The sequence below is a fragment of the Pokkaliibacter plantistimulans genome (assembly GCF_003194385.1).
Classification (GTDB): Bacteria; Pseudomonadota; Gammaproteobacteria; order Pseudomonadales; family Balneatricaceae; genus Pokkaliibacter; species Pokkaliibacter plantistimulans.
Window position 1 is genome coordinate 1 of sequence record NZ_LAPT01000059.1, and the last position, 3,632, is coordinate 3,632.

General features: G+C 56.7%; 3 protein-coding genes. 1 reads left to right on the forward strand and 2 read right to left on the reverse strand.

Annotated elements, in window-relative coordinates; all coding sequences use genetic code 11:
• The first annotated feature begins 405 nt into the window (after positions 1–405).
• Entirely contained in the window at positions 406–1,011 is a 606-nt protein-coding gene (locus WH50_RS12840) for a TetR/AcrR family transcriptional regulator (protein WP_165838412.1), read from the forward strand.
• A 123-nt stretch (positions 1,012–1,134) separates the two neighbouring features.
• Here WH50_RS12840 and WH50_RS12845 read toward each other — a convergent pair whose 3' ends face one another.
• Both WH50_RS12845 and WH50_RS12850 read right to left on the reverse strand, forming a co-directional pair.
• Complete coding sequence (locus WH50_RS12845; RefSeq protein ID WP_104156175.1) at positions 1,135–1,686, reverse strand: glycine zipper 2TM domain-containing protein; 552 nt, start codon at positions 1,684–1,686, stop codon at positions 1,135–1,137.
• A gap of 241 nt (positions 1,687–1,927) precedes the next feature.
• Complete coding sequence (locus tag WH50_RS12850) at positions 1,928–3,244, reverse strand: adenylate/guanylate cyclase domain-containing protein (protein ID WP_165838413.1); 1,317 nt, start codon at positions 3,242–3,244, stop codon at positions 1,928–1,930.
• Between the last annotated feature and the right edge of the window lie 388 nt (positions 3,245–3,632).

Here is a 3,632-nt window from a genome sequence, read left to right on the forward strand (position 1 = left end):
CATGGCGTCTGCTCAAAACTAAACTGTGCTGTACAGTCTACTTCTTTCCGCCTATGGTGTGTCAATAGACTGTACAGTCCAGTTTTAAAAAGATTGTCTTAACAGGCTGTTGAAAAACGTTATCGAGGCAGCCGAGACAAGGAAAACACAGGCGAAAAAGCGGAGTTTAGTGAACTAAATGAGCATTTTGAGCCTGTTTTTGACGCGGTATTCGGCAACGCAGATAGATTTTCAACGACCTGTTAAGGTTCGTGACCCACTATGCGGGTGGCTGCCTGGTCAGGAATAAAGACGAATAACCACGAGTCAGGATCAGCATCTCGGGTTATACCGATCAAGTCGTTACAATGGATCACCGCCGTGCTGACTTTAGCTTGCAGTCACGGTGGCAGACAGAGACAGGTAATGAGAACCAAAAGTGAAGAAAAGCGGCAGTCGATCATGGCGATCGCTGCTGAGGTATTTCGGGAGGTTGGCTTCGAGCAGGCCTCGATGGCGCAGATTGCTGCGCGGGTAGGGGGGTCAAAGACAACTCTGTATAACTATTTCCCGTCCAAGGAAGACCTGTTCGTCAACATCATGATGCAGGCGGCAGAGGCAGATATGACGGCTCTGTTTGGTGGTTTGCAGTTGGGGCAGTGCAGTATGGAAGAGACCTTGCTGCGTTTCGGCCAGCGTTTTCTGCAACTGGTCTGCACTGACGAAATGCTGGCGTTGCGGAGGTTGCTGATCACGGCGGCGGGGTGCAGTGATATTGGTCAGCAGTTTTATGCCAAAGGGCCACAGCGGGGAATGAACCAGCTGGCGTCATATCTGCAACAGATGATGGAGCAGGGTCAGTTGTATCAGGAAGATCCACAGATCGCAGCCCGCCACCTGAAAGGCTTGCTGGAGTCTGAAATGCTGGAGTTGTGCACGTTACGGGTAGAACAGCTGCCGACACCACAGCGTATTGAGGCCATCGCCCAGCGTGCCGTCCGCGTATTCCTGCGTGGCTATCAGCCGACATGAACGCTGTGGGTGTGACGGTGAATGTGCAGGCCTGAAAGGCTGATGGCAGGCAGAAAAAAGCCGGAAGGGATTACCTTCCGGCTCAGAGCCTGTTCAGTTCAGTGATAACGCGGCAGGGCGTTATCAGCCCGCGTTAGGCTGATTCAGTACCAGCTGCCCTTCCCTGACCGGGATGGTTGCGCCGGGTTTGTGGTCCATTTTCACGGTACCAATGCCGTCGCCCAGCTTGTACTTGACCTCATACCCCACCACATCGGTTTTCTTGTCTGTCACTGTGCTACAGACCTGCTTGGTGGTGGTGTAGGTATCGCCATTCTGCATGTTCTTCTGTACCTGATTACCGGCATAGCCGCCTGCAGCAGCACCTGCGATGGTCGCCAGGGTTTTACCATTCCCGCCACCCACCTGATTGCCGAGCAGTCCCCCCGCCAGTGCACCGATGACTGAGCCCGCTACGCGGTTCTGGTCCTGTACGGGTTTCTGATGGGTGACGACTTCGTCATGGCAAACCTGACGAGGCACATCAGTGGTATGGGTAAGGGTTTTGACATCCAGCACCTGCGCCTCGGTTGGGCCCTGGGGTGCCTGATTGAAGTATTGGTATCCACCGATGGCACCACCGGCAGTGACGCCGACAGCACCGATCACGATTCCAATCAACATCGATTTGTCCATGGTGACAGCTCCTGTCCTTAACTGGCTCTACTCATCAGAGCCCTGAATCTCGCCTGGGTGCCACCCCGTGCCTATTGTAATGAGGCCGCGACGGTAAAGTCATCAGCTGACCGCGGCAAATGTGCAGCAACGTGCGAGGGTCCTCTTACTTTTTCTTTACGCGACAAGGCGCTGGCTTCAAGGCGGATTGCCGTTACGTTTGCAGCAGTTGGTAACCAAATGCTGCAGCAGGGCAGTGGGCTCAGGTTTTGCTCAGGGTAAAGATGCGCAGAGGGGCTTTTCCGCCTCTGACCTGCGTTGTGTCCACTTCGATGAAGTGCGTGTCCGGGCAGCGCACCACCGTTGTCTCTGCAATCAGTACCTGAGTCTGGTAGTCCTTGTTCATGCCTTCCAGCCGCGCAGCGGTATTCACTGTCGGGCCATGCACCGTGTAGTTCTGCCGCCCGCCGCCACCGATGCTGCCGGCAATCACCTGCCCGGTGCAGATACCGATGCGGGCTTTGATCTGCTGCCCGGCGAAGTGCTGACTGGCCACCGTGGTCAGGATGGCGCGTGCCGCTTCGACTGCACGCCGGGCATGCTGGCGGTCTTCCACGGGCACGTTGAACGTAGCGAGAATGGCATCCCCCTGAAACTGGGTGATGATGCCGTTGTGTTCGCTGATGATGCGGGTCAGGGTATCGAAGTAACTGTTCAGTACATCCACCACGCCTTTAGCGCCGAGGGTTTCGGTGAGATGGGTGAAGTTGGCCATATCGGCAAACAGGATGGTGGCCTCGGCCTCCATCGGCTCCAGGCTGCCCTGATCCGAAATCAGCTGTGCTGCAATCACTGGCGGTACGTACTGGCCGAAGATGGTGGTGATCAGCTGCCGTTCCTGTTCACCGTGGACTTGTCGCCGCAGTGCCGTCCGCGCGCGCCACATGACGATGGCAATCAGCAACGCCACCAGTACCAGCGCCAGGCTTTCCTGAATGCGGGCGGCGGTGCCGACAAAGTGGGGGTCGAAGAAATAGCGGACAAAATGGGCGGTGTCCGGATAGCGGCCAATGTCACTCCATTCGTAGGTCACGCTCATATCGTGGATGCTGTAGAAAAACGCGCCGAGCCAGCCCGCAGCGCCACTGATGCCCGCCCACAGCACCAGACCCGGGGAAAAACTGAAGGTACTGGCGCCGAGTGCGACAAAGTAGAACGGGAAAAACGGTGCACGAAAGATAATCGCCTGCGGCAGATCCAGCCCGGCATAGAGCGGCTGGGTGGCGATCAGGCTGGAAAGCAGAACGATATCGAGCAACACAAACAGGTATTTGACCCAGGGGCGGTCCAGCGGGCTGCCAATCACGCGATAGTGCAGCAGGCCGAGGGCGCCAAACACGCAGAGCACCAGCGCGTAGTTGAGGGCACGCTCTGGTGCGTCGGCACGGGTGGAAATCAGCCATATACCCAGCAGTAGCAGTGTAATGCCCCGGCCCTTGATAGCAAGACGCAGACCTTCCTGTTCCTGACGCTGAAATACGGTACCGAGTGCGAGGGGATCGACTAACGCAGCCGTCATCGACAATTCTCCGGGGTCCTTTCCGTGCCAGATTGGCGCAGTGCAACATGCTGTTATCTGGGGTTGAAGCGCAAGAGTTGGAAGGGCGGGAAGGCGAGATTGGCTCAGCGGGAAGAAAAAAGCGGGCCTGAGGGAGCCCGCAATAGCCAAGGTACAGCATAGGCATCGACTGCTGAGTGGTTGTCGGCGGGCCATGGTTCCTGATGCTGGTGGTTTTTTGCGCAAAAAAGGCGGACCACGAGGGTTCGCAAATAGACAGGATTGGGTAGCATACCAGCCGCCCGGCGGCACCTGTGCCGGGCGGCTGGTAAAAGCTAGCAGGCTGTTGAAAAACGTTATCGAGGCAGCCGAGACAAGGAAATACCCCGAGGGCACAAGAAACAGGCGA

Coding starts and splice junctions, on each gene's coding strand:
- WH50_RS12840 (WP_165838412.1), top strand. CDS start 406: ATGAGAACCAAAAGTGAAGAAAAGCGGCAGTCGATCATGGCGATCGCT.
- WH50_RS12845 (WP_104156175.1), bottom strand. CDS start 1,686: ATGGACAAATCGATGTTGATTGGAATCGTGATCGGTGCTGTCGGCGTC.
- WH50_RS12850 (WP_165838413.1), bottom strand. CDS start 3,244: ATGACGGCTGCGTTAGTCGATCCCCTCGCACTCGGTACCGTATTTCAG.